Annotated in this window: 21 protein-coding genes and 2 pseudogenes; 16 read left to right on the top strand and 7 right to left on the bottom strand. The window is 63.3% G+C overall.

Translation table 11 applies throughout. The annotated features are described in order from the left end of the window. The first annotated feature begins 22 nt into the window (after positions 1–22). Positions 23–1786 (top strand): acyl-CoA dehydrogenase C-terminal domain-containing protein, encoded by a 1764-nt coding sequence (locus ACM6UT_RS17770; RefSeq protein ID WP_416798680.1) that lies wholly within the window; start codon positions 23–25, stop codon positions 1784–1786. 424 nt (positions 1787–2210) lie between these two features. Next, positions 2211–2369: a hypothetical protein gene (locus ACM6UT_RS17775; protein ID WP_416798681.1), complete on the top strand. Its 159-nt coding sequence runs from the start codon at positions 2211–2213 to the stop codon at positions 2367–2369. Positions 2370–2568: 199 nt separating this feature from the next. Here the strand turns inward: ACM6UT_RS17775 and ACM6UT_RS17780 are convergent, their stop codons facing one another. From ACM6UT_RS17780 to ACM6UT_RS17790, 3 genes are all read right to left on the bottom strand, one after another. Then, positions 2569–4140, bottom strand: coding sequence for a GMC family oxidoreductase (locus ACM6UT_RS17780; RefSeq protein WP_416798682.1), 1572 nt, complete (start codon positions 4138–4140; stop codon positions 2569–2571). Between the two features lie 101 nt (positions 4141–4241). Then, entirely contained in the window at positions 4242–4775 is a 534-nt protein-coding gene (locus tag ACM6UT_RS17785) for a twin-arginine translocation signal domain-containing protein (RefSeq protein WP_416798683.1), read from the bottom strand. Between the two features lie 141 nt (positions 4776–4916). Further along, positions 4917–5312, bottom strand: coding sequence for a VOC family protein (locus ACM6UT_RS17790; protein ID WP_416798684.1), 396 nt, complete (start codon positions 5310–5312; stop codon positions 4917–4919). Between the two features lie 170 nt (positions 5313–5482). Between ACM6UT_RS17790 and ACM6UT_RS17795 the strand changes: the two genes are divergently transcribed. Beyond that, positions 5483–5791, top strand: coding sequence for a ribbon-helix-helix domain-containing protein (locus tag ACM6UT_RS17795; protein ID WP_416798685.1), 309 nt, complete (start codon positions 5483–5485; stop codon positions 5789–5791). 210 nt (positions 5792–6001) lie between these two features. On the opposite strand, the gene ACM6UT_RS17800 is transcribed toward ACM6UT_RS17795, so the two are convergent. Then, entirely contained in the window at positions 6002–6724 is a 723-nt protein-coding gene (locus ACM6UT_RS17800) for a winged helix-turn-helix transcriptional regulator (protein WP_416798686.1), read from the bottom strand. Between the two features lie 109 nt (positions 6725–6833). Here ACM6UT_RS17800 and ACM6UT_RS17805 point away from each other — a divergent pair, with 109 nt between their 5' ends. Both ACM6UT_RS17805 and ACM6UT_RS17810 read left to right on the top strand, forming a co-directional pair. Further along, a complete protein-coding gene (locus ACM6UT_RS17805; RefSeq protein ID WP_416798687.1) occupies positions 6834–7685 on the top strand; it encodes a class I SAM-dependent methyltransferase in 852 nt (283 codons plus the stop codon). Between the two features lie 153 nt (positions 7686–7838). Further along, the gene (locus ACM6UT_RS17810) at positions 7839–8189 is read left to right on the top strand and encodes a hypothetical protein (protein WP_416798688.1); all 351 of its coding nucleotides are present in this window, start codon (positions 7839–7841) and stop codon (positions 8187–8189) included. A 302-nt stretch (positions 8190–8491) separates the two neighbouring features. Here the strand turns inward: ACM6UT_RS17810 and ACM6UT_RS17815 are convergent, their stop codons facing one another. Then, positions 8492–8617, bottom strand: a complete 126-nt coding sequence (locus ACM6UT_RS17815; protein WP_416798689.1) for a hypothetical protein — start codon at positions 8615–8617, stop codon at positions 8492–8494. Between the two features lie 345 nt (positions 8618–8962). Here ACM6UT_RS17815 and acsA point away from each other — a divergent pair, with 345 nt between their 5' ends. The 11 genes and pseudogenes from acsA to ACM6UT_RS17870 form a co-directional block, all read left to right on the top strand. Continuing rightward, positions 8963–10711, top strand: a complete 1749-nt coding sequence (acsA, locus tag ACM6UT_RS17820; RefSeq protein WP_416798690.1) for an acetate--CoA ligase — start codon at positions 8963–8965, stop codon at positions 10709–10711. Then, a complete protein-coding gene (pdhA, locus tag ACM6UT_RS17825; RefSeq protein WP_416798691.1) occupies positions 10708–12714 on the top strand; it encodes a pyruvate dehydrogenase (acetyl-transferring) E1 component subunit alpha in 2007 nt (668 codons plus the stop codon). The genes acsA and pdhA overlap by 4 nt, the downstream gene beginning before the upstream one ends. Before the next feature lie 2 nt (positions 12715–12716). Continuing rightward, positions 12717–13916: a dihydrolipoamide acetyltransferase family protein gene (locus tag ACM6UT_RS17830; RefSeq protein ID WP_416798692.1), complete on the top strand. Its 1200-nt coding sequence runs from the start codon at positions 12717–12719 to the stop codon at positions 13914–13916. Continuing rightward, the gene (locus tag ACM6UT_RS17835; protein ID WP_416798693.1) at positions 13913–14167 is read left to right on the top strand and encodes an acyl carrier protein; all 255 of its coding nucleotides are present in this window, start codon (positions 13913–13915) and stop codon (positions 14165–14167) included. The genes ACM6UT_RS17830 and ACM6UT_RS17835 overlap by 4 nt, the downstream gene beginning before the upstream one ends. A gap of 265 nt (positions 14168–14432) precedes the next feature. Continuing rightward, positions 14433–14777 (top strand): annotated as a pseudogene (locus ACM6UT_RS17840) (TraM recognition domain-containing protein); the annotation flags it as partial. 11 nt (positions 14778–14788) lie between these two features. Continuing rightward, entirely contained in the window at positions 14789–15004 is a 216-nt protein-coding gene (locus ACM6UT_RS17845; RefSeq protein WP_416798694.1) for a hypothetical protein, read from the top strand. Between the two features lie 161 nt (positions 15005–15165). Continuing rightward, entirely contained in the window at positions 15166–15552 is a 387-nt protein-coding gene (locus ACM6UT_RS17850) for a hypothetical protein (protein ID WP_416798695.1), read from the top strand. A gap of 105 nt (positions 15553–15657) precedes the next feature. Then, positions 15658–16251, top strand: coding sequence for a copper chaperone PCu(A)C (locus tag ACM6UT_RS17855; RefSeq protein ID WP_416798696.1), 594 nt, complete (start codon positions 15658–15660; stop codon positions 16249–16251). Next, positions 16232–16822, top strand: a complete 591-nt coding sequence (locus ACM6UT_RS17860; protein WP_416798697.1) for an SCO family protein — start codon at positions 16232–16234, stop codon at positions 16820–16822. The genes ACM6UT_RS17855 and ACM6UT_RS17860 overlap by 20 nt, the downstream gene beginning before the upstream one ends. 99 nt (positions 16823–16921) lie before the next feature. Beyond that, positions 16922–18325 (top strand): PepSY-associated TM helix domain-containing protein, encoded by a 1404-nt coding sequence (locus tag ACM6UT_RS17865; protein WP_416798698.1) that lies wholly within the window; start codon positions 16922–16924, stop codon positions 18323–18325. A gap of 230 nt (positions 18326–18555) precedes the next feature. Beyond that, a pseudogene (locus ACM6UT_RS17870) lies at positions 18556–18886 on the top strand (energy-coupling factor ABC transporter permease); the annotation flags it as partial. A gap of 213 nt (positions 18887–19099) precedes the next feature. On the opposite strand, the gene ACM6UT_RS17875 reads toward ACM6UT_RS17870, so the two are convergent. Then, positions 19100–20416 (bottom strand): aspartate aminotransferase family protein, encoded by a 1317-nt coding sequence (locus ACM6UT_RS17875; RefSeq protein WP_416798699.1) that lies wholly within the window; start codon positions 20414–20416, stop codon positions 19100–19102. Positions 20417–20418: 2 nt separating this feature from the next. After that, on the bottom strand, positions 20419–21465 hold the full coding sequence (locus ACM6UT_RS17880) for a phosphotransferase (RefSeq protein WP_416798700.1): 1047 nt from the start codon (positions 21463–21465) through the stop codon (positions 20419–20421). Positions 21466–21524: the final 59 nt, after the last annotated feature.

Here is a 21524-nt window from a genome sequence, read left to right on the forward strand (position 1 = left end):
CAAGAAGAGGCAAGGAACTCCCATGGCTGGCTATATCCCTCCCGTCGACGACATCTCCTTCCTGCTCGGCGAGGTCTTCGACTTCGACGCGCAGATGGCCGCCCTTCCCGGCTTTGAAGAGGTCAATACGGAACTCGCAACGAGCGTTCTCGAAGAGGGCGGCAAGTTCTGCGCCGAAATCCTCGAACCGCTCAACCGCCCCGGCGACGAGGAAGGCTGCAAGCTGGAAAACGGGCTGGTAACGACGCCGAAGGGCGTCGCCGACGCCTACAAGGCCTTCGTCGAGGCGGGCTGGGGCGGGCTGTCAGGCGATCCGGAATTCGGCGGACAGGGCCTGCCACGCGTGCTGCAGATCCTGCTGGACGAGATGCTGTCCTCCGCCAACCTCTCCTTCGGCCTGTTTCCGGGCCTGACCCGCGGCGCGGTCGAGGCAATCGCCCATCATGCGAGCGACGAACTGAAGCAGAAATATCTGCCGAAAATGATCTCCGGCGATTGGACGGGCGCGATGGCGCTCACCGAATCCTCCGCCGGCACCGACCTCGGCCTGCTCACCACCCGAGCCGAGCCAGTGGGTGACGGTTCCTATGCGATCAAGGGCACCAAGATCTTCATCTCCTCAGGCGACCAGGATTTCGGTGGCAACATCGTGCATCTGGTGCTGGCACGCCTACCCGATGCGCCGAAGGGCGTGAAGGGCATCAGCCTGTTCCTGTCGCCCAAATTCCTCGTCAGGGAAGACGGTTCGCTCGGGGAGCGCAACCGCATGTCGGTCGGCTCGCTGGAGCACAAGATGGGCATTCACGCCCAGCCGACCTGCGTGATGAATTATGACGGCGCCATCGGGTGGCTGGTCGGCGAGCCCGGCCGCGGCCTCAACGCCATGTTCACGATGATGAATGCAGAACGCCTGTTCGTCGGCATCCAGGGTCTCGGCATCGGCGAGGCCGCCAACCAGAAGGCCGTTGCCTACGCCCGCGAGCGCCTGCAGGGCCGCTCCGCCGACGGTGCGCGCGGTCCGGTGCCGATCATCGAACATGCCGACGTGCGCAAGATGCTGCTGACAGGCCGCTCGCTGACCGAGGCCGGGCGCGCGCTCGCCATCTGGACCACTTTGCAGATGGATATCGCCGCCCGTCACCCCGATGCGGAAGCCCGCCGCACGGCCGATGGTCTCGTCGCGCTGCTGACGCCGGTGGTGAAGGCCGCCTTCACCGATTTCGGCTTCGAGATCGCCGTCCAGTCGCAGCAGGTGTTCGGCGGCCACGGCTATATCCGCGAATGGGGCATGGAACAGTATGTGCGCGATGCCCGCATCGCCCAGATCTACGAGGGTACCAACGGCGTGCAAGCCATGGACCTCGTCGGCCGCAAGCTGCCGATGGAAAACGGCGCGGTGGCGCGCGGCTTCTTCGCGCTGGTGCGCGGCGAGCTTTCGGCGACGAAGGGGCCGGCCGAACTGGAAACGGTGAAGGCCTCCGTCATCGAAGCCCTTGCCCGGCTGGAGAAACTGACGGAAGACTTGCTGGCCAAGGGCACAGATCCGGCGGAGGCCGGAGCGAGCGCCACCGACTACCTGCGCTTCTTCGCGTTGGTGAGCTTCGGCTGGCTCTGGGTGCGCATGGCGGGCAGGGCCGCTGCCGATGCAACGCCGCCGCTGAAGCAGCGCAAGCTCGTGCTTGCCCGCTTCTTCGCGGCCCGCCTGCTGCCTCAGACCGTGAGCCTCGACGCGGCCATTCGCGCCGGCGCTGCCGATATCATGGCGCTCGACGCCGACCTGTTCTGACCGACCTTCTCCTTGGGAGGAGAAGAGCAATGTTGGCATGATGATGAGTCCGCGGCTGCTCATGTGTTCCATCGTGGGTCACATTTCCCGCCCAGATCAGCGTCAACGGCGCGGGATGGCACGAATCAGAGATCAATCGGTGGATTGCAGGCCCGGTCGCATGGCGGCCCCGCAACGAGTTCGATTCCTTCCGTGAATATTGATCCCGGAGACGGCGACAAACAGGAGACGGTATCCACCTCTCGTTGCACTATAAGGCTTCCCACGGCGTCGGAGCAGCTTGAGGAACTTCTGGGCCATCTTGGCTCTTTCCCGGCAGGCCGCCAAAACACGACCTCGGCACATGGACCGTAGCCGACGACTGGCGTGGCCCCGTTCCCGTCGCTCAGGCCGAGATCGAGATCTTCACCCGCGACGGTGGGCGATGGGCATCGGACAAGTTCACTGTATTCTCACCCGGCGGACCTATATGGGCGAGCATGAGTTCAACAAGCGCACCAAGACCAAGCAACTGAAGCCCGTCAGCGAGACCGTTCCCGTTCCGGTCCCTCCATGTCAGTTCTGGGTCGGACGAGAACACTGAAGGTTTCCGATCCGGCGGTTTTGTTGAGCGCTCCGCAGCCGGCGCAACGAGGAATTCCCGGCGTTGAACCGCGCGGGCGCCAGAGCAGCCGAAGCATTGACATCGGGCGGCTCGTGTCGCTGCGATTGGCAGCCATCCATGGAGCCAGATCACATTTGGGAGAGAGCCTGGCCGGTGTTCCGGCCAGGCGAGTGTCGCTTCAGATGTCGCCGGAACCCATCTGTTGCGCAATGTAGTCGGCCTGGCGGATCGCCAGCGTCACGATGGTGAGCGTGGGGTTCTCAGCCGCACCGGTGGTGAACTGGCTGCCGTCGGAGACGAACAGGTTCTTGATGTCGTGTGTCTGGCCATGCTTGTTGACCACGCCGTCCTTAGCCTTCTCGCTCATGCGATTGGTGCCGAGATTGTGGGTCGACGGATAGGGTGGAGTCGGGAACGAGCGGGTCGCCCCGACCGCCTCGTAGATCGCCATCCCCTGCTTGTAGGCGTGATTGCGCATGGCCACGTCGTTCGGATGGTCGGTGAACGAAACATCCGGGATCGGCATGCCGTACTTGTCCTTGAGTTCCTTGTGCAGGGTCACCCGGTTGCTCTCCTGCGGCATGTCCTCGCCGACGATCCACAGCCCCGCCATGTTGGCATATTGATCCATGGCCGAGGTGAAGGAGCGGCCCCAGCCGCCCGGATCGAGGAAGGCCGCCATGAACGGAATGCCGAGCGACAGCGTCTCCAGCTCGTAGCCGCCGACGAAGCCGCGCGAGGGATTATGCCTCGCCTCATCGCGGATGATGCCGGCCATGGTCGTGCCACGATACATGTGCACCGGCTTTTCGAACACGGCATAGACCGAACCGGTCGTATGGCGCATGTAGTTCCTGCCGACCTGGCCAGAAGAGTTCGCCAAACCGTCCGGGAACATCGAGGAGTGCGAATTGAGCAGCAGGCGCGGGCTTTCGATCGAGTTGCCGGCGACGCAGACGATGCGCGCCTTCTGGCTCTTCAGATTGCCGTCCTTGTCGGCATAGACGACCGCTGTTACCTTGCCCGACTTGTCGTGCTCGATCTTGACGACGTGGGAATTCGGCCGCACTTCCAGCTTGCCGGTCGCTTCGCCCTTGGGGATTTCGGTGTAGAGGGTCGACCACTTGGCGCCCCATTTGCAGCCCTGGAAGCAGAAGCCGGTCTGCTGACAGCTGTTGCGGTCGTCGCGCGGCGCCGAATTGATCGCCATGTTGCCGGTGTGACATTCCTTGTAGCCGAGCTTGTCGGCGCCGGCTTTCAGGATCTTGAAGTTGTTGTTGCCCGGCAGGCCCTCGATGCCGTTCGTGCGGGTCACGCCCATCTTGTCCTCGGCCTTGGCATAATAGGGCTCGAGGTCGGCAAGCGTGATCGGCCAGTCGAGCAGATTGGCGCCTTCGACCTTTCCGTAAGTCGTCAGATCCTTGAACTCGTGCTCCTGGAAGCGCAGCGAGGCACCCGCCCAGTGGGTGGTGGTGCCGCCGACCGCCTTGACGATCCAGGCCGGCAGGTTGGGAAAGTCCTTCGCCACGCGCCAGCCGCCGCCGGTGGTACGGTTGTCGAGCCAGGCGAGCTGGGCGAAGCTGTCCCATTCGTCATTGATGAAGTCCTCGAACTCGTGCCGGCTACCGGCTTCGAGGATGACGACGTCGATGCCCTTCTGGGCGAGTTCGTTGCCAAGCGTTCCGCCGCCGGCACCCGAACCGATGATGACGACCACGCTGTCGTCGTTGAGATCATAAGGCGCTGCCATGATTTCCTCCCAGGAATGTCAGATCGGCATGTGTGGAATGCGCCGCCGCTCCCATCCGCGATGGGCCTCCTCGGGCGGCGATGCTGTTTCATGGGCCGGCGTCAGAGCCACTCGAGGTCGTCGAAGCCACGCTCGATATAGCCGCCCTTGGAATAGGACTCGCCCTCGTAGCCGAAGATCGGCCACAGCTCCTTCTGGTTATAGAGGCTGACGACGAGGTCGCCGCGCACCGCCTGGAAGAAGGGAGTGGTCTCGATGTCGCGCAGGATGGCGACGCGATCGTCCTCCCAGCCGAGGCCGCGATAGCCGCCCGCGCCAGCGCGCTTGTCGAGATCGGCGATACCGTCCTCGATCAGCCGCTTGTGGGCTTCATCCTTGCCGGCGCGATCGTCCTGTCCCTTGACGGCGATCGCATAGAAGCGGTCGGCCAGTTGGTCGTGCGGATAGATGTCGCGGGCGAGCTTGATCAGCGTCGCCATGGTCTCGGGCTTCAGCGCCTTGGCCTCCAGCGCCCAGGCGGCCTGCGGACAGATCACTGCCGAGCCACTGATCACCAGCAGCGCGCCGGCGGTACCGCTGCGCTTCAACAGCTCGCGGCGGGAAATCCCATTCGATTTTTCGTAAAGCGTGACCACGTCATTCTCCTCCCAGGATCGTGTGGCAATGTCGGCGATGCCCTCCTCTCAGGGCCCCGTCGATGGGCGGCGCGGCACCCCGCGCCTTCCCCTCTTGTCGGCAACGCCCATCAGGGTCCTCTAACCCGCCGGGCGATGCGCTTACTTGAAGCGCCCGTGGCGCTGCAGAACCTCGATCTTGTAGCCGTCGGGGTCGGTGATGAAGAAGAAGCGAGCCAGCAGGGCGCCGTCGCGGTTGAATTCGACGATCTTGCCGGGGTTGAGGCCGAGCGCGGTGATGCGACTGTGCTCGGCATCGAGGTCAGCGACGCTGACGGCGAGATGACCGTAGCCGGTGCCGAGGTCATAGGCCTCTTCCCGCCCCTTGTTGACGGTCAGCTCAAGCTCGAACTCGCTCTCGGCATTGCTGAGATAGATCAACGTGAAGGTGTCGAAGTCCAGCCGTTCGGCAACGTCGAGACCGAAGGTTTTTGCGTAGAATGCCGTCGAACGCGCTTCGTCCAGGACGCGGATCATTGAGTGGATGGTTTTCGCCAAATGTGTGCTCCTTCGTTTCGCAAAGAATACGAAGAACCCGGCGGGGGCGGTAGCAGCGGATTACCGCAGCTGAAAAAATGTAGGAACGGTTTTGGGCTATCCCCCGGCCGAAGACGTTTGACGGCCGCAGTGCCGAGGGCCATAGTGACAACAAAAAGCAGGAGGGAACCATGTGCGAGATCTATGCTGGCCAGGACCCTGGACGGTATCGCCCGATCAACCGTTCTGTCCGTATTGCCGGCCATTCCACCAGCATTCAATTGGAAGCGGCATTTTGGGTTCTGATCGACGAAATCGCGGAGACGCAGGGCTGTTCCACTGCCCGATTCCTGTCGGCCCTTCATGACGAGGCACTCGAGATCAATGGCTCGATTTCCAATTTCAGCTCGCTTCTGCGCACTAGTTGTCTGATTTACCTGATGAACAACAGCAAGGCGATGCCGGAACGCGTCCCATTCAAGATCATCGCGGCCGAATGATCGATGGTTCGGTTGATGGCCGGAGCGATTTAGCGCGCTGCCAGGGACTCTCTTTCGAATTGGATCCGAAGCCATCTCGATCTCGCAGTTCGTGAGTACGGCTGATCGAGCCCGCCGGCTGCCGATCTTGACCGCTACCGACCATGGCCTCTACGGGAGCGCACGTCGACTCCACCTGCCGGCGGAGGCCCTGATCGCGTGGACGGGTCGTTACGCCGGCCGCGGTGGCACGATCGGCAGGTCACGACCGACTACGTGGTCCAGGCGCAGCCACTTTTCGAGCTGTCCTGTGATTGTACGGCTTCCGTCGAGTGTAAGCGAACCGCGCACAGCCTCTCGCCACGGACGATATCCCAGATAGACGTCGATGAGGATCGAAATTGGACCAGCTACAATGGCATCCACGGGATGACCCGGATCCTTGAGACAGACATCCACGCCGTCGGGCTCCAGGACGAGCCAATGCAATCTCAGACCAGTCCGGCAGCGAGCGACACCTGACAAGTCGAATCGTATGACGACACGATGCGGGGGCAGCAGCGTCCGATTAATTCGCCGCCGCAGCGCCCACATCAACACCGTCGAGTCAAAGTCTTCCCCTGTAACGTTCTGCCGTCCATGTATCAGTCCCCACTTGCCAATGGCTTCGACGACTTCGCGCAAGGCATCCCCGGCAGGTGTAAGTGTCCAGACCGAACCCAGTTCGTTGCCGCGGGATCGCTGGACCCGTCTGACAATGCCGTCTGCTTCCAGTTGCTGCAAACGTGCAGACAGAAGCGAACGTGACATTCGCGGCACGCCGCGATGGATGTCGTTGAAGCGCATCTCACCGCACATCAACTCGCGCAGGACCAGAGGAGTCCAGCGCGTGGCGACGATTTCCGCGCCTTTCGCGACAGGACAGAACTGGCGGTAACCACTCTCCGGCATCATGGAAACCAATCACAAAAGTCGGTTGATCACCAGTCCAGAAACTGTACTTGAAGAGCGCGCCGGCTTCGAGAGATTTTGTTGACCACCGAACAAACGGAGGACGACGCTTATGACCACGGTTGCCCCTGACTCTGCGACGCTTGAACGCGACGCGCATCCGCCGGAACCCAACCTGGAAGCAATCAAGGCGCGCCAGCAGGCGACCTGGGCTGCCGGCGACTACGCAGTTATCGGAACAACCCTTCAAAGCGTGGGTGAACACCTCTGCGAAACCGTCGATCTACGGGCCGGCGAGAAGGTCCTCGATGTCGCCGCCGGCAATGGCAATGCGTCCTTGGCGGCGGCACGCCGCTGGGCCGACGTCACCGCCGTCGACTATGTCGGCAGCTTGCTGGACCGGGCCCGCGCGAGGGCAGCAGCGGAAGGCCTCAGTATCGGTTTCAAGGAGGCAGATGCCGAAGCACTACCCTTCGACGACGGTAGCTTCGACGTGGTTCTTTCAACCTTCGGCGTGATGTTCACTCCCGATCAGGCGAAGGCTGCCGGGGAACTCCTGAGAGTATGCCGTAGCGGCGGCCGGATCGGGCTTGCGAACTGGACGCCGGAGGGATTCATCGGTCAGTTGTTCAAGTGTATCGGCAGGCACGTCCCACCGCCGCTCAATCTTCAGTCTCCGGCATTATGGGGCACACCCACACATCTCGGCCAGTTGTTCGCGGGACATGAGGTCGTTGCTACGCCCCAGACGTTCACCTTTCGCTACAAATCGGCCGATCATTGGCTGGAAATCTTCCAGAGATTTTATGGCCCGACCAATCGCGCCTTTGCCGCCCTCGCCGAGAACGGAAAGAGTTCGCTCCGAGCGGACATCCTGGCCCTGTTGAACCGGTTCAACCGGGACGGCGACCGTTCGCTGATCGTCGGGGGCGAGTATCTGGCGGTCGTCGTTACCAAACGCTGACGAATGGGTATCGACACGAATGTTCGTGAAGCGGGTGTCGCCAATGCCTCTGGACGTCCTTGTCGACGTTGAGACACGTCGCGTTGGGCCCGAAATGCACTCGGTCCGGAGAGCGTGAAGCAGCAACCCTGAGCCTTGAAACAGGAGGTGCCTATGGCCATACAAGTTGGAGCGTTGCCTCGCACGGCGGTCGCGATAGCCTTCGCGGTGGCTCTTGCGGTTTCGAATTCCTCGATGGCCGATGCAAAGCCGAAGCGGCAGGACAAGATAAGGGGCTGCACGATGGCGCAGCTACAGTCCTCCAAGTTTGATTCTTGCATGAAAAAGCACGACGACGACATGATGGCCGGCCGCTCGCTCATCCACCAACCATATTGCGCTTCGAACGGCGGCTTCATGTGTTGTGTGGAACGCAATGGTGTCGTTCAGTCTTGTGAAGTGATCCGGGCCTTTTCGCCAGATGCGGGCGGCGGGAGGCTGCGCCCTGGCAAGGCGACACAATGAGGCCAGGCAACGTCCGACTGGTGTTGTCCACGGGACCCGGCGCGACGACCGTTGCCTAAATTGGCCACTTCGGGTGGGTGGGAACGCTGCTCCCGGGGCAGATCTGCGCGTCTGCATCGGTCGTGCAGACCTCTGTCGCTGCCTTAGCTGCTCATGTTCGATCTGCTTGCCAGCGTCTGGAATGGCCGCGAAGGTGCTCGCGGCCCCACCATCGGGCCTGGCCCGGGCCCGGCACTGGCCATCGCTTGAGCGATCGCGGTCACGGCGGAGAGGAAACCGATGCCGCTCGTCATCACCGGGGGTCAAAGGACGAGCTGCGTCAGGATGCGCGGCCGGTCGCGAGGCACGCCCAGGAGCAGCGCGCGGGCGTAGAGCACAAGCATCAACAGCGTGCTGCAGCCCAATATCAGAAAGACAATATCGGACATGTCAGCGTTTGCCTGCTGGAACGGGCGAACGCAACGGCGACGACGCTTCAGGTCTCGATTGCGAAGGTGGCAGGGCGCTGTGAGGAAAAGATAAAGCGCCGCGGCCGTCTGAGGAGATCGAACGATCCCTCGACAACCGCCCCGCCGGGGCGTCATTCCAGGTCTTCTCTTACAATTGTGGTTGATTGATATAGGCCAACAACAATGTAATCATATCCGAATAAAAGAACAAAAGGCGTTATCGCGCAATCGCCCGGTAAGTGGCCGGCTGGGAAAGACGTTCGGGAGGCCCGGAACAGGTGGCGGTTGCCGAGCGATGCCGGGTCGGGCCGGCGGGGAGCAGGGATGGAGATCATTGCCAAGGACCGCAGCACCGTCGAGGGCGCGAATTTCTCCAGCTATGAGGCTTTGCTCGAAGGCTTCACCTGGGACGATGCCCGCTCCCTTCTCGACGGATTGCCGGGTGGTGGCCTCAACATCGCCCATGAGGCGGTCGACCGCCATGTCACCGATGGTCTTGCGGACAAGGTCGCCATTCGCTGGATCGCCAAGGACGACAGCCGTCACAATCTTACCTATTCCGACCTGAAGGACCGGACGAACCGCTTCGGAAATGTGCTGGCGTCGCTCGGCATCGGCAAGGGAGAGCGTGTTTACGCGCTTCTCGGGCGGGTGCCCGAGCTGTACATAGCAGCGCTCGGGACGCTGAAGGCCGGCGCGGTCTTTTGCCCGATGTTCTCGCAATTCGGGCCCGAGCCGGTGAAGGCACGCATGGAGATCGGCGACGCGCGGGTGCTGGTCACCTCGGCCGCGCTCTTCAAGCGCAAGGTGGCCGGGTGGCGGAGCGAGCTTCCGGGCCTTGCCCATGTCCTCATCATTGACGGTGACGGCGAGCCGCCACAAGGAACATTGGACCTCCGCAACCTGATGGCCGAGGCATCACCGCATTTCGAGGTCGCACCGACCGTGCCAGAAGACATGGCGCTTCTGCATTTCACGAGCGGCACCACGGGCCGGCCCAAGGGAGCGGTGCATGTGCATGAGGCGGTCGTCGCCCATCACGTCACCGGCCGGACCGCACTCGACCTGCATCCCGACGATATCTTCTGGTGTACGGCCGATCCGGGCTGGGTGACGGGCACCTCTTACGGCATCATCTCCCCCCTGACGAACGGCGTGACGATGATCGTCGACGAGGCCGAATTCGATGCCGAGCGCTGGTACGGCATTCTCGAGGCCGAACGGGTCAATGTCTGGTACACGGCACCGACGGCAATCCGCATGCTGATGAAGGTCGGTACCGGCCCGGTGAAGCGTCGTGATCTCTCTCATCTTCGGTTCATGGCAAGCGTCGGCGAACCGCTCAATCCCGAAGCGGTCGTCTGGGGCAACGAGACCTTCGGCAAACCCTTTCACGACAACTGGTGGCAGACTGAGACTGGCGGGATCATGATCGCCAACTATGCCGCCATGGACGTGAAGCCGGGCTCCATGGGCAAGCCTCTGCCCGGGATAACCGCCGGCATCGTCGAGAAGAGCGAAACGGGCGTGCGTGAAGTGACGGCCCCTATGACGATCGGACATCTGGCGCTTCGTCCTGGCTGGCCGTCGATGATGCGCGCCTATCTCCATGAGGAGGAACGTTACCGCAAGTGCTTCCTCGACGACTGGTATCTCTCCGGCGATCTCGCGATGCGGGACGCCGACGGCTACTACTGGTTCGTCGGGCGCGACGACGACGTGATCAAGAGTTCCGGCCACCTGATCGGCCCCTTCGAGGTCGAAAGCGTGTTGATGGAGCATCCGGCCGTCGCCGAAGTTGCGGTCATCGGCGTTCCCGATGAGACGGCTGGGGAAGTGGTCAAGGCCTTTGTTGCGCTGAGGCACGGATACGAGCCGGGAGAGGAGCTCGAACTCGACCTGCTCGGCCATGCCCGGCGCCGCCTCGGTCCGGCCGTCGCGCCCAAACAGATCGCCTTCCGGACGAACCTTCCGAAAACCCGTAGCGGAAAGATCATGCGACGGCTCCTGAAGGCCCGTGAACTTGGCCTCCCCGAGGGCGATATCTCCACGCTCGAGAGTGACGAAAAATGACCAGCGACAGCAGCCTCAAGCCGCATCTCACCCGCGAGCACTCGCTCGGCCTCCTGAAGCAGATGATCCGCATCCGGCGATTCGAGGACAAATGCGCCGAACTCTATACCCAGGAGAAGATCCGAGGATTCCTGCACCTCTATGACGGCGAGGAAGCGATCGCCGTCGGCGTAATTCCCGTGCTGGAGGAGCGGGATCGTCTGGTCGCCACCTATCGCGAGCACGGGCATGCGCTGGTTCGCGGTGTGCCGATGGGCGCGGTAATGGCCGAGATGTATGGCAAGGCGGAGGGGTGTTCCGGCGGCCGCGGAGGCTCGATGCATCTTTTTTCGAGTGCCGACAATTTCTACGGCGGAAACGCCATCGTCGGCGGCGGCCTGCCTCTCGCGGTCGGTCTGGCGCTGGCGGACCGGATGAGCAGGGAGGACCGTGTCACAGCCTGCATCTTCGGCGAGGGTGCGGTCGCGGAGGGCGAGTTCCACGAAAGCCTCAATCTCGCCGCGCTCTGGGGCCTGCCGGTTCTCTTCATCTGCGAGAACAACCGCTATGCGATGGGCACGGCGCTGGAGCGATCCGAGGCCGAGACCGACATTCACAGGAAGGCGGAGAGCTACAGGATCACGAGCGAGGCGGTCGACGGCATGGATGTTGTCGCCGTGGAGGTGGCGGCAAGGCGCGCCATCCACGCGATCCGTGAGACCGGAAAGCCCTATTTCCTCGAGCTCAGGACCTATCGCTTCCGTGCCCATTCGATGTTCGATGCGCAGCTCTATCGCGACAAGGCCGAGGTTGAGGCATGGCGGGCCAAGGGTCCGATCGTCCGCTTCCAGTCATGGCTCACACAGAACGGCATCGTCCACGAGGCCGAGATTGCCGCGATCGAGGCGGAGGTCGCCGGCGAAATCGCCGAGGCCGTCGCCTTTGCCGAAGCCGGCACCTGGGAACCGGTGGAAACGCTGACGCGGGATGTCTACGCGGATGTGCGACCGCCCGCGCCGGCAATGATTGCGCCGTCGGCAGAAACCGTCGAGATCAGCTATCGCGAGGCCGTCAAGGCGGCGATCGTCGAGGCGCTGGAACGGGACGAGAGAACCTTCCTGATGGGGGAGGACGTGGGCCGCTACGGTGGCTGTTATGCCGTCAGCAAGGGCCTGTTCGACCGGTTCGGGCCCGAACGCATCCGTGACACGCCGCTTTCGGAATCCGGTTTCACCGGAGCAGGGATCGGTGCGGCGATCGCCGGCATGCGGCCGATCGTCGAGGTGATGACCGTGAACTTCTCGCTGCTTGCGCTTGATCAGATCGTCAACACCGCCGCCACGCTCCGCCACATGTCGAACGGGCAATTTCCCGTCCCCGTCGTCATCCGCATGGCGACGGGCGCGGGCCGGCAGCTCGCCGCCCAGCATTCGCACAGCCTCGAGGGCTGGTATGCCCATATTCCGGGGATCCGCGTACTTGCGCCGGCGACGATCGAGGACGCCCGCGGCATGCTCTGGACGGCGCTTCAGGAGCCGGATCCGGTGCTGATCTTCGAGAATGTCATGCTCTATAACCGCACCGGGAGGCTCGCGGTGAATGCCGGTGCGGTCGACATCGACCGCGCCGCCATCCGCCGCGCGGGGCGCGACGTCACGCTCGTCACCTACGGCGGGTCGCTGTTCAAGACCCTGGAAGCCGCCGAGCAGCTGGCGAAAGAGGGCATCGAGGCGGAGGTGATCGACCTCAGATCGCTTCGGCCGCTCGACATGGACACGATCCTCACCTCTGTCGGCAAGACCCATCGAATTCTCGTCGTCGACGAGGGTTGGAGGACGAGCAGTCTTGCCGCCGAGATCGGCATGCAGATCGCCGAGCGCGGCTTCTTCGACCTCGATGCGCCGCCGGCCCGCGTCTGCAGTGCGGAGGTGCCGATCCCCTATCCCGCCCATCTCGAGCAGGCGTCGATCCCGCAGACCGCGACGATCGTCGCGGCTGTCAAGGCAATGTTTGGAAAGGGCTGAGCATGGGCACCTTCCACATGCCTTCTCTCGGCGCCGACATGGAGGCGGGGACACTGGTCGAATGGCTCGTCAAACCCGGCGCCGCCGTCCGACATGGTGATGTGATCGCCGTCGTCGAGACCCAGAAGGGGGCGATCGAAATCGAGGTCTTCGAGGACGGGGTCTTCGAGGAGAGCCTCGTGGCGATCGGCGACCGATTGCCGGTCGGTGCGCCGATGGCGGTGATCGCCCATCCCGGTGAGGTTGCCGTCGAAGCTCCGGCGCCGCCGGTTGCCGTGAAGGTGGCGGAGATGATCGCGACAGCGGTCGCCCCACCGCCCATTCCACAGGCCGTGCCCGTGGTTCCGGTCGGGCCGGGAGTTGCCGCACGCATTCTCGTCACGCCCGCGGCGCGACGGTTCGCCGAGCAGTCCGGAATAGCGCTGGCGGAGTTGCATGGCAGCGGCCCCCGGGGTGAGATCGTGCTTGCTGATGTCGAGGCCCGCAAAGGCCGGGAGGACGCGCTGCGGCAAGGGGAGGCGGCCTCGACGGGCCAGGCGATGACGGGCATGCGCGCCGCGATAGCCGCGGCGATGGCGCGATCGAAGCGCGAAATCCCTCACTATTACCTCGCCCACAACGCAGCGCTCGCGAAGGCCGAGGCATGGCTTGCCGCGTACAATGCCGGCCGGGATCCCGCGAGCCGGTTGTTGCTTGGCGCTCTCTTCATCAAGGCCGTGGCAGTCGCGGCGAAGAGCTACCCGGAGTTCAACGGTCACTATCTGAACGGCGCATTCGCGCCGGCGAGCGCAGTGCATGCGGGCGTGGCGATCAATATCCGTGGAGGCGGACTCGTCGCGCCGGCGATCCACGACGTCGACCGGATGCCGCTCCCGGAACTGATGGAGAAACTGAAGGACCTTGTCGCCCGCGTGCGCGCCGGACGCTTCCGGGGCTCGGAACTGGCCGACCCCACAATTACGATATCGAGTCTCGGGGACAGAGGGGTGGAAACGCTCTACGGTGTCATCTATCCGCCGCAAGTGGCGATCGTCGGTTTCGGCACCCCTGCGACGAAAGCTGTCTTCGAAGACGACCACATCCTGCCGCGGCGCGTCGTCAGCCTTTCGCTTGCCGGGGATCACCGGGTCAGCGACGGCCATCGTGGTGCGCTTTTCCTCAGTACCATCACAGATCTGCTCCAGCGACCGGAGGCATTATGACCGCACAGGACATCGAAAATGCCGTCAAGGCGGAACTGCGGCGGATCGCGCCAGACATCGATCCGGCCGAGGTCGTCCCCGAACGTTCGTTGCGGGAGCAGTATGATCTCGATTCAATCGACTTCCTCAATCTGATGGCGGCGCTCGGCAAGCGGTTTGGTCTGCCGATGCCCGAGGAGGACTACCCTCGTCTTGCGACGATCTCGGCAATTGTCGCCTATATCGCGGAGAAATCGGATCAGCCGCGGTGAAGGCTTTTCCTGGGGTGGGATGGGCGACGAGGAGCCCTGCTGCGAAAAATCTACGACTGCGGGGTCTGCGTGGATTTCTTCGGCAGCAGGTCTTCATCGCATGATTGCGAGTGGTTTTATTTCCGGGGATCGAAATCTGTTCGACCCTCGCCCCGAGCAACCATCCCGGGGGCACCCGCCTTTGTCGCCTCGGAGCGGTGGCGCGCTAGCAGGTGGCCACCGAAAGGCGGACTGATCCGACCGCCTTGCCGATAGCGCACCTACCGGCTGGCGCCTGAAGATGTTCGTGATCGCCCAGTCGCTGAACCAGATTGAGAGTGCATACGGCCCCAACGACACGATCCGAGACACTTGCCATGTGCGCGTCAGCCTCGCCACCAACGATGAGCCGACCTCGAAACGCGCCTTGGACGCTCTCGGCCCGGCAGCCGAGATTTGAGCGATGAAGAATTACGCGGGCCATAGGTTGAGCCGCTGGTTCGGTCATATCATGGTGTCGCGGCGGGGAAACTGCCCGTGCGCTGCTGACGCCGGCGAAATGATGGAGCTTCTGCCAGCCGACGAGATCGTCATGATCGCCGGTACGCCACCGATCGGGGCGAATGTAGCAGCTGGAGCGCGATGTCGGGCATCGCGGTGGAGACGTTGGAAGTGTTCATCCGCTTCTGGACCACCACGACGCCGGCCTTGCCCGAACCGGTGGCGCAGGCCGCGCACGCCAAAGCGACGGAGTGCTACGAGGCCTTTATCACTGCGCTCGGCCGGCTCGTGGCCAAGGGGCCGAAGCTCAGGCATGCGATTTTGGAGGATGCCGATTCGGCGGAGGCCAGAGAATGAATCGAGAGATAGCGTCCGAACTCTTTTGGCGGTTTTGAGAATAGATTGATCGGCCCATGTCAGACTACTCGATGAGGGTCGACTCCTATGTGGCGATGTGGATTAGGTCTTTGCACCAATCAGCTTAAATGCTAGCCAAGAGGAAGATCGGAGGGGCGTGCGTGATCAAACGCGCCATGACAACACGGCTGATTGCGGCCCTGGCGTTTGCGCTGGTGCTGAGCATGCAGTCCGTTGTCAGCGCTTATGCGCTCGGCGTGGCGAATGACACGCCGCAGCTCGATTCCTTCGGCAACCCGCTCTGCCTGAACGGCCCTGGCCATGACGGCTCCGGCTCCGGTGCGCCGGACCATTCCAAGCTTCCACCCTGCTGCACGTTCGCCTGCAGCATGTTCTGGCCGGGCATGCCCGCGTCGGTCGGTCTTGCGTCGATCACGCCCAGTATCCAGGTCGTGTCCGGCATCGTCTATTTCAGCCACAGGACGACTCCGCGCAGCGACCGGACCTACGAGCCCGGCAATCCCAGAGCTCCCCCGCTGACAGTCTGACCGAGCAACGCCGCCGCGCCGGAAGGCCGGTCGGCGTCCGTCCAGCAGTCACATAGGCCGGCCCCATGCCCACGACGGGCAGGGCGGTTTTCGGGAGTTATTTCAATGCAGGGAATTGACCACGCGTTCTCGCGAGCGCGTTCGCTCGCCTATCCACTCAACCGCGTCCGCTCCTTCAAGGAGAGGCTCGGGCTGGTTGCTTTCACGCTCGCTTTGCTGTTCGCCATGGCTCCTGTGCTGCGCGCGCATGAGTTCAAAGCGGGCGACATCGAGATCGTTCATCCATGGTCGCGGGCAACGCCCGAAGGCGCCGCGGTCGCGGCCGGCTTCTTCACGCTGAAGAACCATGGATCGACGGTGGATCGCCTCGTCTCCGCGACCGGCGAGATCGCCGGCGTGACGCAGGTGCACGAGATGGCGATTGACGCGCACGGCGTTATGACCATGAAGCAGCTTGTCGACGGGCTGGAGATCCCGGCCGACGGCGAGGTCACGCTGAACCCCGGCTCGTTCCACATCATGTTCATGAAGCTCAAGCGTCCGATCAAGGAAGGCGAGACCTTCAAGGGTACGCTGACCTTCGAGAACGCCGGCACGGTCGACGTGGAGTATTCCGTCGAGGCCATGGGCAGCGGCATTGACGCCATGAAGGACCACTCCATGAACATGGGAGGCGGCGATGACAACAATGGAGGCTGACGGTCATTGTGCCACCACGACGCGCATCGCGAGGATCGCCATTCTGGCGTTCTTGGTCCTCGGCGTTGCCGGCATCACCTTTATGCTGGCTTCGCCGGGCAGGGTGCAGGTGGCGGTCAAGGCCGTCTCGCCAATCGACGGGCCGTCCACGCTGGCGACGCAGACGGAGCTCTCGGACACCGACCCTAAAGGCAAGTCTTTCGCGGTCGCCTTCGGCTTCACCCGCTGTCCGGCGGTCTGTCCGAGGACCCTGTGGGAGATGACGCAGACGTTCAAGAAGCTCGGCCCCGATCCCGACCAGCCCAAGATTCTGTTCATCTCGGTCGATCCGACTCGCAGCACGCCCGAGTTCCTGGCGCGCTATCTGCCGACCTTCGGCCCGCACGTCACCGGTCTGCCGGGCACGGCGATCGAGATCGCCAGCGTCGCCATGGAATACCGCATCTACCACGCGACAGTGCCGACCGACGACGGCGATTACGCCATGAACCACACCGCGACGATTAGCTACGGCGAGGACATGTCCACGCGGCTTCAGAAGCTCCGGTGCCTGAGTAGCGGCACGGCATAGCGCATCCACAACATGCGGCCGCGTTGATGCGCGGCCGCTTCCTCGTCAATTGAAGCAACTGGTGCCCGCCATGCGGATCGCCTTCATGGAGAGGTTTCTATGTCCACTGCAATCGTTGTACCCGAGCCCAACGCGCTTACCAGCACACGGCTCTACCGCGCCGTCTGGCGCTGGCATTTCTATGCCGGCCTCTACGTCATCCCGTTCCTGCTGATGCTCGCCTGCACTGGCCTGGTCATGGTCTACGGCAACTCGATCGAGACCTTCCTCGGCGCTAAGCACTATGTCGCGCCGGGCGGCGAGCGAGCCTCCTATGAGGCGCAGTCGCAGGCGGCCGTCGCCGCCATTCCCGGCGGTACGCTGAAGCTCATGGTCGTGCCGAAGGAGGACGGCCGCGCCACCGTCTTCATCGTTAGCGGCAACGGCAAGGACAATGTCGTCGCCGTCGATCCGGACGGGCCGAAGGCGCTCGACGTCATCGTCAAGGACGACACGTGGTTCTACTGGGCGGACAATATCCACGGCACGCTGCTACTCGGCGATATCGGCGACCGGCTGATCGAGGTCGCCGCCGGCCTCGGCATCGTGTTGATTTTGACCGGTTTCTACATGTGGTGGCCGCGCAACGGCCGCTCGCTCGGCCGTGCGCTGTTGCCCAATTTGGGCATCGGAGGGCGCGCCTTCTGGAAGGACCTGCACGTTTCGCTCGGCTTCTACATTTCCGTGGTGCTGTTCTTCTTCCTGCTCTCGGGCCTGTCATGGACCGGAATCTGGGGCACCAAGATCATGCAGGCCTGGAGCACTTTCCCGTCCGCGAAGTGGGACAACGTGCCGCTCTCCGACAAGACCCACGCCAGCATGAACCATGGCGCGCTGAAGGAAGTGCCGTGGACGCTGGAGCAGACGCCGATGCCGATGTCGGGGTCCGACGCCGGCGCGGCCGGCCTGGCGATGGGAACTGCCGTCGATCTGGACTCTGTCGCCGCCTACGCACGCGCCAACGGCTTCACTGAACAGTTCCGCATCAACGTGCCGCAGGATGAGGGTGGGGTTTACACCATCTCCGCAGATTCCATGGATGCTGATACCCACAACCCGTTCGGCGACCGTACCATCCATATCGACCGCTACACCGGCAAGGTGCTAGCCGACGTCCGCTTCGCCGATTACGGGCTCGCCGGCAAGGCGATGGCGGTCGGCATCGCGCTACATGAGGCGACGCTCGGCTGGTGGAACACGGCTCTCAATGTGCTGTTCTGTCTGTCCGTCATGATCCTGGCGCTGTCGGGTGTCGTCATGTGGTGGAAGCGCCGTCCCACGGGACGGGTCGGCGCACCGCTCTATCCGAGGAACCATCGAACGCCGGCCGCCATCGTGGTGATTGCGCTGGCGATCTCGGTGCTCTTCCCGCTCACGGGTGTCGTCATCGTCGCCTTCGCGATCATCGACTTCCTGCTGCCCAAAAGCTGGAAGGAGGCCGGGGCGCAGCCGGTCGGCGCCTAGCCTATGTCGAGAATCCTCGGAACGGCTCGCCGACCGAGGGCAAACGAAGGCACAGGCGGATGCCTGTGCCCTCAAAACTCGCTGCACGCCGTCTCCCGATTACCTTCCTCAGGTGGGAACGGCGCATAGCGTACCCGGACTGGTGAGAAATGCGCCAGATCTGGCTGAGTTAGGTAACGGCGGCAGGTGCGGGGGACTATTCCCAAATGCTCGTATGGTAGGCGGCAAAGGAGAGCGGCTTGCTGCCGCTCTTGGTGCGTAGCGTGGTGACGACGGCACTCGTGTTCTGCTTGTTCGAGGTGCTTCCGCACGATCCGGTCAGCGTTTCCGAGGTGCACCTTATCCTCGATTCAACACTGTTCCTTGTCTTTGGGGCGGATCGGCGCCGATCGGGCTGGCGCTGGGTCTTCTAGTCCAGGACCTGTTCTTTTCGCTCCGCTCGACCTGCCGCGATACGGCATGACCGTCGCCGCGCTTCTGGTACTGCTTCTTACCTTCAGCGGACTGGCCAGGCGTATCATCGCTCCGGCCATTCCCTATGCCGACCTGAGGTTTCAACGCATCGCCTTCCGGAACGTACGCCGGTGTTTCGAACACTTCGAAAGCCGACAACCACGCCATGAACGCGCGCCTGATCCTGATGAACCAGGCGACCGCTGGGTCATCAGCGAAGCGCTCGACCTCTCCCGAACAACAGGTGCCAAGGCGTGACCGTTCACGCCATCATGCCGGGGACCCTATGCGAGCCGCGTTCGAGCGGTCATTTGCCATCGGTCACTGCGCCTTCATGACGTCTCCGAGCGCCTCCACCAGCATATTGGCATTCTCGCGCGAGAAGACGAGCGGCGGGCGGATCTTCAGCACGTTGGCGCGCGGGCCGGAAGCACTGATGAGGATGCGGCGTTCGCGGAGGCCATTGACGATGCGCGTGGTGAGCGCTGCGTCCGGGCTCTGGTCAGCACGATCGGCGACAATCTCGACGCCGATGAAGAGGCCGGAGCCGCGCACGTCGCCGATGGCCGAGTGGCGGCCGGCCAGGTCCTTCAGGCCGTCCATCAGGTAGCGGCCGACGTCGAGGGCATTCTGTTGCAATCCCTCGATGCGGATCGTGTCGAGCACCGCCTTGCCGGCGGCAGCGGCGACCGGATTTCCGCCGAAGGTGTTGAAATAGCGCGCCTTGGGGCCGAAATCGGCAATCACCTCGGGCCGCAGCACGATGCCCGCCATCGGATAGCCGTTGCCCATAGGCTTGCCGATCGTCACCATGTCGGGTGAAAGCCCGTGACGCTCGAAGCCCCACATCGCCTCGCCCGTCCGGCCGAAGCCCGGCTGGACCTCGTCGGCGACGAACAGGCCGCCTGCCTCGTGAATGGCATCCACCGCGGATTTCAGGAAACCTTTCGGGCCGCCGAAGATGCCGTCGCTGGAAAAGATCGTGTCCACGATCAGCATGGCCGGCTTGATGCCGTGGCGCTTCAGGTCGGCGATGGCGGCGCGGACGTCGCGGCCGAACTTCTCCATCATTTCCTCGGGCGAATGGCGGTAGCTGTCGGGTGCCGGCACGGTGCGCACATGCGGACCAAGCGTTACGGATTCGCCGAGCGAGGGCGAGAATTCGGCAACCGCGCTGGTGAGGCCATGATAGGCGAGATCAGTGGCGATGATGCCGGTGCCGCCGGTGACGAAGCGGGCGATGCGCACCGCAAGGTCGTTTGCCTCGCTGCCGGTGCAGGTGAACATGGCCTGGCTCAGGCCTTGGGGGAAGGTTCCCGTCAGGGTTTCAGCATAGTCGACGATACCTTCATGCAGATAGCGCGTATGGGTATTGAGGATGGCGGTCTGTTTGGTGATCGCCTCCACGACGCGCGGATGGCAATGGCCGAGCGAAGCGACGTTGTTGTAGGCGTCGAGATAGCGTTGACCGGCCGCGTCATAGAGGAAGACGCCTTCGCCACGCACGAGATGCAGCGGCTTCTCGTAGAACAGGCGGTAGGCTGGGCCGAGCACCTTTTCACGCCGGGCGATGAGCTCCCGCTCGCTTTCGCTCAGCCGTTCGAAATCCTCGCGCGAAAAAGCATTTACCATCGACATGATCAGGCCTCGGACAGGTTGGGCACGAGCCTTTTGAGCCCGGCCGCAGTAAGATCGGCGGTATTTTGCAGACCGCGCCAGGCGGTCGCGTGGTTTCGCATGATGTAGGCGCTGTTTTCCGGGAAACGGGCCGAGCGCCATTCGGCGATGATGATCGACATGGCCAGGCGCGCCCGGGTGAGAAGCGGCAGAAGTTCGATCTCCGCCTCTTCGAGCGTGCGCGCCGACTGGTAGCCCTGGAGGAAAGCGCCGATGCGAGCGGCCCAGTTGTCGGTCGCCACGTGATAGGAGAGGGCGACCGCGAGATCGTTGACGAGCGGCGCATGCACCATGTCGCCGAAATCGATGATGCCGACCACTCGCGTCGGCTCGGCCGGATCGAGCAGGATGTTGTGCGGATTGAAGTCGTTGTGGATGATCTGCCGGCGCGTGAGCGCGCCGATTGCAGGGAACGACCGATCGAACTCGGCGAGCACGGCTTCAACGTGGGGCCGACGCTCCGGCGCCACATGGTCGACGACGGCGGCGAGATCGAGCGTATGCGAGATGTCCCACATCAGCTTTCCCTCGGGCGCCCGCCCGGCATAACCTTCCAGGCCGAGGCCGAGTTCGGCAAGCGCGCGCCCGACATTGCGGCTCTGTGCTTCGGAGGCCGGCGTGCGATATTGCAGTTCCCCGTCGAGGAAAGTGAGGAGGCGCATGATACGCGGACCTTCCGCCGTGGACAGCGTTTCGCTGGGCTTGCCCTCAAGGGTCGGCACAAGCCGGGGGACGGGCACGGCGGGTGCTGCGGCCTCGAGGTGGAGCAGCGCGCCATCCTGGAAAACGAGGGCGGCGGGGTCTTCGGCTGGATTGGCGATCTTCAGGACGAAGGGTGTGCCGTCGGCTCGAGTGAAGAGAAAGGTCTCGTCGCGCTCGCTGGACAGACGCCTGACCGCACCCCCAAGGCCGTAGACGGCCGCCACGGCCTGCTGGGCAGCGTCGAGCGAGGTCGGTTCCCATGTTGCCGACATTGAATCGGTCTTTCTGGCAGCCGATGGATCGGTCATACTTGCTCCCATTGCATACGGCTTCCCGTCTCTTGACGGTTCTGCGAGGCGAACGCTTG

Source organism: Ciceribacter azotifigens, from assembly GCF_048159625.1.
Classification (GTDB): Bacteria; Pseudomonadota; Alphaproteobacteria; order Rhizobiales; family Rhizobiaceae; genus Allorhizobium; species Allorhizobium azotifigens.

Bases quoted from the DNA above. Each gene is read 5' to 3' on its own strand.
- ACM6UT_RS17830 (WP_416798692.1), top strand. From the start codon at position 12,717: ATGGGCACCTTCCACATGCCTTCTCTCGGCGCCGACATGGAGGCGGGG.
- ACM6UT_RS17815 (WP_416798689.1), bottom strand. From the start codon at position 8,617: ATGTCCGATATTGTCTTTCTGATATTGGGCTGCAGCACGCTGTTGATG.
- ACM6UT_RS17880 (WP_416798700.1), bottom strand. From the start codon at position 21,465: ATGACCGATCCATCGGCTGCCAGAAAGACCGATTCAATGTCGGCAACA.
- ACM6UT_RS17800 (WP_416798686.1), bottom strand. From the start codon at position 6,724: ATGATGCCGGAGAGTGGTTACCGCCAGTTCTGTCCTGTCGCGAAAGGC.
- ACM6UT_RS17855 (WP_416798696.1), top strand. From the start codon at position 15,658: ATGCAGGGAATTGACCACGCGTTCTCGCGAGCGCGTTCGCTCGCCTAT.
- ACM6UT_RS17865 (WP_416798698.1), top strand. From the start codon at position 16,922: ATGTCCACTGCAATCGTTGTACCCGAGCCCAACGCGCTTACCAGCACA.
- ACM6UT_RS17805 (WP_416798687.1), top strand. From the start codon at position 6,834: ATGACCACGGTTGCCCCTGACTCTGCGACGCTTGAACGCGACGCGCAT.
- ACM6UT_RS17860 (WP_416798697.1), top strand. From the start codon at position 16,232: ATGACAACAATGGAGGCTGACGGTCATTGTGCCACCACGACGCGCATC.
- ACM6UT_RS17795 (WP_416798685.1), top strand. From the start codon at position 5,483: ATGTGCGAGATCTATGCTGGCCAGGACCCTGGACGGTATCGCCCGATC.
- pdhA (WP_416798691.1), top strand. From the start codon at position 10,708: ATGACCAGCGACAGCAGCCTCAAGCCGCATCTCACCCGCGAGCACTCG.
- ACM6UT_RS17780 (WP_416798682.1), bottom strand. From the start codon at position 4,140: ATGGCAGCGCCTTATGATCTCAACGACGACAGCGTGGTCGTCATCATC.
- ACM6UT_RS17835 (WP_416798693.1), top strand. From the start codon at position 13,913: ATGACCGCACAGGACATCGAAAATGCCGTCAAGGCGGAACTGCGGCGG.
- acsA (WP_416798690.1), top strand. From the start codon at position 8,963: ATGGAGATCATTGCCAAGGACCGCAGCACCGTCGAGGGCGCGAATTTC.
- ACM6UT_RS17770 (WP_416798680.1), top strand. From the start codon at position 23: ATGGCTGGCTATATCCCTCCCGTCGACGACATCTCCTTCCTGCTCGGC.
- ACM6UT_RS17845 (WP_416798694.1), top strand. From the start codon at position 14,789: ATGTCGGGCATCGCGGTGGAGACGTTGGAAGTGTTCATCCGCTTCTGG.
- ACM6UT_RS17775 (WP_416798681.1), top strand. From the start codon at position 2,211: ATGGGCATCGGACAAGTTCACTGTATTCTCACCCGGCGGACCTATATG.
- ACM6UT_RS17875 (WP_416798699.1), bottom strand. From the start codon at position 20,416: ATGTCGATGGTAAATGCTTTTTCGCGCGAGGATTTCGAACGGCTGAGC.
- ACM6UT_RS17810 (WP_416798688.1), top strand. From the start codon at position 7,839: ATGGCCATACAAGTTGGAGCGTTGCCTCGCACGGCGGTCGCGATAGCC.